This window comes from Negativicutes bacterium (assembly GCA_018052945.1).
Taxonomy (GTDB): domain Bacteria; phylum Bacillota; class Negativicutes; order JAGPMH01; family JAGPMH01; genus JAGPMH01.
Genome location: JAGPMH010000065.1, coordinates 1 through 6102, shown reverse-complemented (window position 1 = coordinate 6102; position 6102 = coordinate 1). Strand labels below are relative to the sequence as shown.

Here is a 6102-nt window from a genome sequence, read left to right as displayed (position 1 = left end):
TTAAATGACTTGGCGCAAGAATTAAAAAATGTTTTTAAAACAAATGCGATTATTAGTAAGAGTTCAGTGGATGAATTTACTTTGCTTATTTTTTATGAAGATGTGGTAGCGGTAGTTGCGAAAGTTAAGTTGTTTATGAATAATATGGAAGAAAAATATAAAAGCAAATTTGATTTAAATTTAGCGGTTGGTCTTTACTTTTTAGAAGATAATAAAGAAAAAATAGAAAATATTATTACAAAAGCAAATATTGCCAGAAAGAGTATTAAATATTCGAAAAGATCGCTGTATGCTGTTTATGATGAAAGCTTAGCGGAAAGTATAAAAAATGAAGTATGGCTGGCGAAAGAACTGCAAAAAGCAATTGCTAATGATGAATTGGAGCTATATTATCAGCCGGAATTTGATTTATATACTGAGAAAATTATTAGTGCAGAAAGTTTTGTCAGATGGTATCATCCGCTAAAAGGGCGGATTGAAACTAAGGTCTTTGTTAATTTAGCTGAAAAATTAAAAATGAATATCGAACTTGATAAGTGGATTTTAGCAAAAGTTTGTAGTGATCTTGCTAAATGGCGGGAAGAAGGTTGTTTGCAAAAAAGGGTTTCGATTAAATTTGGTCGAAGGTCACTATATAATAAAGAATTTATTTTATTTTTAAAAGAAAAATTAAAACAATATAGTATTAGGCCTGAAATGATTGGGATTGAAATCAGAGAAGATATTGTTGGATATGATGTTGAAAGTGCACAAGGTATTTTGAATGATTTAAGAAATTTGGGAATAAAAATCATTCTGGACGATTTTGGCATAGGCTATTCATCGCTAAGTATTATTCAAAAGATTCCAATTGATATTATGAAAATTGATAAGACTTTTTTAAATAATATTAAAGAGAAAAATGGTGTATTTTTGCTAGAAACAATTATAAATATTGCTAAAAATTTAGGAATAAAGATTGTCTGTGAAGGTATTGAAACAGCTGAGCAAATAGAAATATTACAAGGATTAAAATGTGACTATGGTCAAGGCTTTTTTTACTCGAAAGCCTTATCGGAAGAAACCTACAAAAATATGTTTTTAATTGGTTAATATAGTTATTATTTCTAAGTAAATATGGTATAATTAACCTATGTTAAAATACGAGCAATAATTTTATTAATGTTCCATGAGGAGGAGAAACTTTTGAAAGACGCAATGAAGATTTTAATTAGTGATGATTCTCTATTATTAAGAAAGAAACTAAGAGAAGAATTGGAAAAATTAGGCTGCCAAGTACATGAAGCAAAAGATGGTGATGAAGCGGTAGAAGTTTTTAAAAATGAAAAACCTGATGGGATTTTTATGGATATTGTAATGCCAAATAAAAATGGTATTGATGCTGTTAAGTGTATTAAAGAAATTGATAAAACTGCGAAGATTATTATGCTATCGTCGGCAGGGACCTCTAATAAATTAATGGAAGCCTTAAAGTTGGGGGCGATGGATTTTATCCAAAAGCCTTATACCGGCGAACAAATTGCGAAGGCACTTGATACTATCAGAAAAGAGGTAATGTAATGCTTAGTCAATATTTTGCACAATACCTATTAAATAATAATTACTTAACAGTGGAACAAGTAAAAGATTTACTAGAGGATGAAAAAAAATCCAGAGTAAAAGTTGGTATTTTAGCAATAAACAAAGGATTGATGACAGCGGAAGAAGTTAAGCGTGTGCATCAATTACAATGTTCGGTTGATAAAAAGTTTGGTGAAGTTGCGATTGATGCCGGCTACTTAACGGTGGAGCAATTAACAGACTTGTTAAATACACAAGATAGCGAAAATCTTAATTTTGGTCAAGCGGCGATTGATAAAGATTATATTACCTTAGAACAACTGGAAGAAGCTTTAAATAATTATAAAGATGATAACCACTTAGCGATTAAAGAGACTATTGGTAGCTATGCTGATATAAACTTTGCACAAATTGGTGAAGCAAAAGAAGTATATTTTGAATATGTGGAATTATTTTTAAGAGCTGTAGTGAGATTTTTAGATACAAATCATTTAATAACACCGCAAAAACAAGATGGCAGCAAGAACACTTGGATGGTAAAGCAGACTTTAGTTGGTGATGTGTCCCTATATACTGCTATGTTTTTGAGTGATGAAGTGTTAATTGAAATGGCAAGACGTTATAGTGGTGAGGATATTACCACTGTCGATGAGCTGGCGTTAGATAGTGTGGCTGAATTTTTAAATGTTGCTAATGGCTTGTTTGCTGTTAATTTATCAGATCGTGGGATTGAAATAGATTTACAACCACAAGAGACTTATACGGCGATTGATGTTAAAAGCGAGAAGCATTGGTTGATTAATATTGATACTACTTTCGGAGTGATTCAAGTAGCGGTTGGCGCAGAAGAAATAAGTTGAAAAAGAGCGTGAATTATCACGCTCTTTACTTTTTTTTACATTGACATAATGATATTTAAATGATAATATACTTAAGGTCACAGTTGACATTGGAGAGATGTCCGAGCGGTTGAAGGAGCACGCCTGGAAAGCGTGTGTATTGGAAACGGTACCGAGGGTTCGAATCCCTCTCTCTCCGCCATAATAAATTTATAAATTGATTTTAAAGTCGTACCACGGTCTTTGAGTCTTGCGCAATGGAGGCTCATGAACCCCGCCAGGTCCGGAAGGAAGCAACGGTAAGTGATAACCTCTATGTGCCGCAAGGGTGCTTGGAGGCCGTGGTCGGGCTTTAAAGTTATAGATTAAGATATAGCAACCTGATGAGGTTGCTTTTTTTGCATAGATTTAACTTAGAAGAGGTGATGATGATGAGCTATATTGCATTATATCGCCAGTGGCGACCGCAAGAGTTTGATAGCTTGATCGGACAAGATCATATTAGTAAGACCTTGGCTAATGCTATTAAAAGCGGTAAAATTGCACATGCTTATTTGTTCTCGGGTCCTCGGGGGACTGGCAAAACAAGTACTGCTAAAATCTTGGCAAAAGCGTTAAATTGTGTTGAAGGTCCTAGCCCGGTACCATGCAATCATTGTGAAAATTGCTTAAAAATAAATGATGGAACTTCAATGGATGTTTTTGAAATAGATGCTGCTTCTAATCGGGGCATTGATGAAATTCGAGATTTGCGTGAGAGTGTGAAATTTTCGCCGGTAGATGGTAAGTTTAAAATTTACATTATTGATGAAGTACATATGCTGACCACTGAGGCTTTTAATGCTTTATTAAAAACCCTAGAAGAACCTCCTAGTCATGTCGTTTTTATTTTAGCGACCACCGAGGCTCATAAGATTCCGGCAACAATCCATTCGCGGTGTCAAAGATATGATTTTCGTAAAATTACTGATGCTGAGATTTTTGCTAGATTACAATATGTTGCAGAAAATATGAAGATTCAGGTTGAACCAGAGGTCTTAAGAATAATTGCAACTCATGCTGATGGTGGAATGAGAGATGCTTTAAGTATTTTAGATCAGTGTAGCACCTTTGCCGAAGTAATAACAGTTGATGCGGTGCGAGAAATATTAGGTTTAATCGGTAGAGAATGGATTTGGGCGCTAGTAGAAGCTTTGGCACAAAAAAATACTAAAGAAAGTTTAGTGTTGCTAAATGATATTCTAAGTAAAGGTAAGGATATTAAACAAATCCTGATTGAATTAGCGCAATATTTCAGAGAGATAATGCTATATCAAGTTGAAGGTTCGGCGCAAAATTTTAGTAGTAGTGAGAGTAATGAGGTTTTAAAGAAACATAGTCGATGTTTTTCTTATGATGAGCTGGTTGAGTATATCAAAAGCATTCATAGCGTTATCAATGAGCTGAGATTTTCACCACAACCACGGATCACATTAGAGGTTTTGTTGGTAACTTTATGTAATGTTAATCTGCAACAAAATCAAACCGCACTATTGCAGAGAATAGAAATGCTAGAGGAAAATTTAAAGAACGGCAATATTAAAAGTGCTGAAAGTGTCGCAGTTAAGGTGGTAGTGCCAAGGGTTGAACCAGTGGTAGTTGAAACTTCGGCAGTAGTTAGTGCGAATGACCATAAAGTTGATAATAGTGAAGTTGTTTTGGAAGCTGTAACGATTAAACCAATGCCACCGGTAAATTTAAGCGTAAACAATTTAGCGGCAACAGATCTTTGGGAAGAGTTGTTGAGAGATTTGGCTAAAGAAGGCAAGATGTCTATTATGGCTTGTGTGAAACAAGGGAATTTAATTGCCCTGGAAAATGATTTAGCAGTAATTGAATTTTCAACACCTTTTTTAAAAGAACGAACAGAAAAAGACGATTATCGAGATATTATTGAAGGAATTATACAAAAAAAATGTGGTAAAAATATTAGAATTAAATGCGTATTAGTTGGTGAGATGGCTTTAAAAAAGGAAGAAGTTATTAATGTGGCTAAACCTGAAACAATCAACGAAGATCATCCTACCCTTAAAGCTGCAATAAAAATGTTTGGTGACAATATTATAAAGCAGTGATAAGAGGAAAAAGAGTTTGAAAAATTAGATGGATTGATATATAGTAATTTATAGTATTTTAGGTTGAGGAGGAATAATTAATGTTAGGAAATATGGGAAATATGGCTGGAATGATGAAGAAAGTTCAAAAATTGCAGGCAGATATGGCTAAAATGCAAGAAGAATTAAAAAAACGTACTATCGAAGCTTCGACCGGTGGTGGCGCAGTTAAAGTTGTAATAAATGGTGAAAAGCAAATAGTTTCATTGAAAATAGAACCGAGTGCAGTTGATCCGGAAGATGTAGAAATGTTAGAAGACTTAATTACTTCGGCTGTTAATGAAGCGATTAAAAAAGTTGATGCAATGATGAGTCAAGAAATGGGCAAACTAACGGGTGGGTTAAATTTGCCACCGGGAATGTTTTAGTGAATGAAACATATAGCACCCTTAGCAAAGCTAGTTGAAAATTTGCGTTCGTTGCCTGGGATCGGTGGTAAAACTGCAAGCAGATTGGCTTATCATATTTTAGAGATGGACAAACAAAAAGCAGTGGCATTAGCCGAAGCAATAGTGGAAGCGAAAAACAAAATTACGTACTGTAATATCTGTTTTAATTTAACTGATACTAATCCTTGCAAAATTTGTTCATCAGAGTTGCGTGACGATAGTGTTATTTGTGTGGTTGAAGAGCCTCGTGATGTTGCGGCAATGGAACGAATGAGGGAATTTAAAGGGTTATATCATGTTTTACATGGTTATTTATCACCATTAGATGGTAGAGGTCCTGATGATATCAAGATAAAAGAATTGTTAACTAGATTATACTCAGGTAAGGTTAATGAGATTATCATGGCAACTAATCCTAATGTTGAAGGTGAAGCTACCGCAATGTATATTGCAAAACTATTAAAGCCGATTGGTGTCAAGGTAACTCGCATTGCCCATGGATTGCCGATTGGTGGAGATTTGGAGTATGCCGACGAGGTTACATTGTCAAAAGCGTTAGAAAATAGAAGAGAAATATAAGTTTTTAATGGTGCAATATAAAAAAATATTGCACCATTATTTGGAAGAGGTGTATAATAAAGATGTCATTTGTTAATTCATTGTTACCAAGCTTTGGTGCCAGTGCTTCTTATATTGTTGGAGTAGTAGCGGTGTTGTTAATTGCCAAGTTATTAGTTATGCCGGTTAAGTTTTTCTATAAATTTATTACCAACTCATTATTTGGTGGTGCATTGCTGTTGTTTATTAATTATATTGGAGCTAATTGGAACTTTAATATTGAAATAACGCCATTGGTGGCTATTATTACAGCAGTTTTAGGTATTCCTGGGGTAGTTATTATGTTTTTATATAATTTGCTATAAAAATAATTAAAAATAATTAGTGATAAAGCGTTGACAACTATTCTTTAATGATGGTAAAATAAATAAGTCGTCGATAGTTTTACTAAAAACGACCAAACAAAATAAAAAAGTTATTGACAACGACCTGATGGTTGTGTTAATATAAATGAGCTGTCACAAACAGCGGGTGTTCTTTGAAAACTAAACAATGTAGAGAAATTAATGCCAGATGTGCGGGTTCATCGATAGATGAACCAAC

7 protein-coding genes, 1 tRNA gene and 1 other RNA gene are annotated in these 6102 nt (G+C 34.0%); all 9 read left to right on the top strand.

The window, feature by feature from the left end:
- A partial coding sequence (locus KBI38_07850) for an EAL domain-containing protein (GenBank protein ID MBP8629962.1) occupies positions 1-1092 on the top strand: 1092 nt, incomplete at its 5' end.
- A gap of 93 nt (positions 1093-1185) precedes the next feature.
- Positions 1186-1560: a response regulator gene (locus KBI38_07845; GenBank protein MBP8629961.1), complete on the top strand. Its 375-nt coding sequence runs from the start codon at positions 1186-1188 to the stop codon at positions 1558-1560.
- Positions 1560-2420: a chemotaxis protein CheX gene (locus tag KBI38_07840; GenBank protein ID MBP8629960.1), complete on the top strand. Its 861-nt coding sequence runs from the start codon at positions 1560-1562 to the stop codon at positions 2418-2420. The genes KBI38_07845 and KBI38_07840 overlap by 1 nt, the downstream gene beginning before the upstream one ends.
- Before the next feature lie 91 nt (positions 2421-2511).
- Positions 2512-2601: transfer RNA gene (locus KBI38_07835), tRNA-Ser, on the top strand.
- A 39-nt stretch (positions 2602-2640) separates the two neighbouring features.
- Positions 2641-2740, top strand: an RNA gene (gene ffs / locus KBI38_07830) — signal recognition particle sRNA small type.
- Positions 2741-2830: 90 nt separating this feature from the next.
- Positions 2831-4513, top strand: coding sequence for a DNA polymerase III subunit gamma/tau (dnaX, locus tag KBI38_07825; protein ID MBP8629959.1), 1683 nt, complete (start codon positions 2831-2833; stop codon positions 4511-4513).
- A gap of 80 nt (positions 4514-4593) precedes the next feature.
- Positions 4594-4920, top strand: coding sequence for a YbaB/EbfC family nucleoid-associated protein (locus KBI38_07820; GenBank protein MBP8629958.1), 327 nt, complete (start codon positions 4594-4596; stop codon positions 4918-4920).
- Between the two features lie 3 nt (positions 4921-4923).
- Positions 4924-5520, top strand: coding sequence for a recombination protein RecR (gene recR, locus KBI38_07815; protein MBP8629957.1), 597 nt, complete (start codon positions 4924-4926; stop codon positions 5518-5520).
- A gap of 62 nt (positions 5521-5582) precedes the next feature.
- The gene (locus KBI38_07810) at positions 5583-5864 is read left to right on the top strand and encodes a pro-sigmaK processing inhibitor BofA family protein (GenBank protein MBP8629956.1); all 282 of its coding nucleotides are present in this window, start codon (positions 5583-5585) and stop codon (positions 5862-5864) included.
- The last annotated feature ends 238 nt before the right edge of the window (positions 5865-6102 follow it).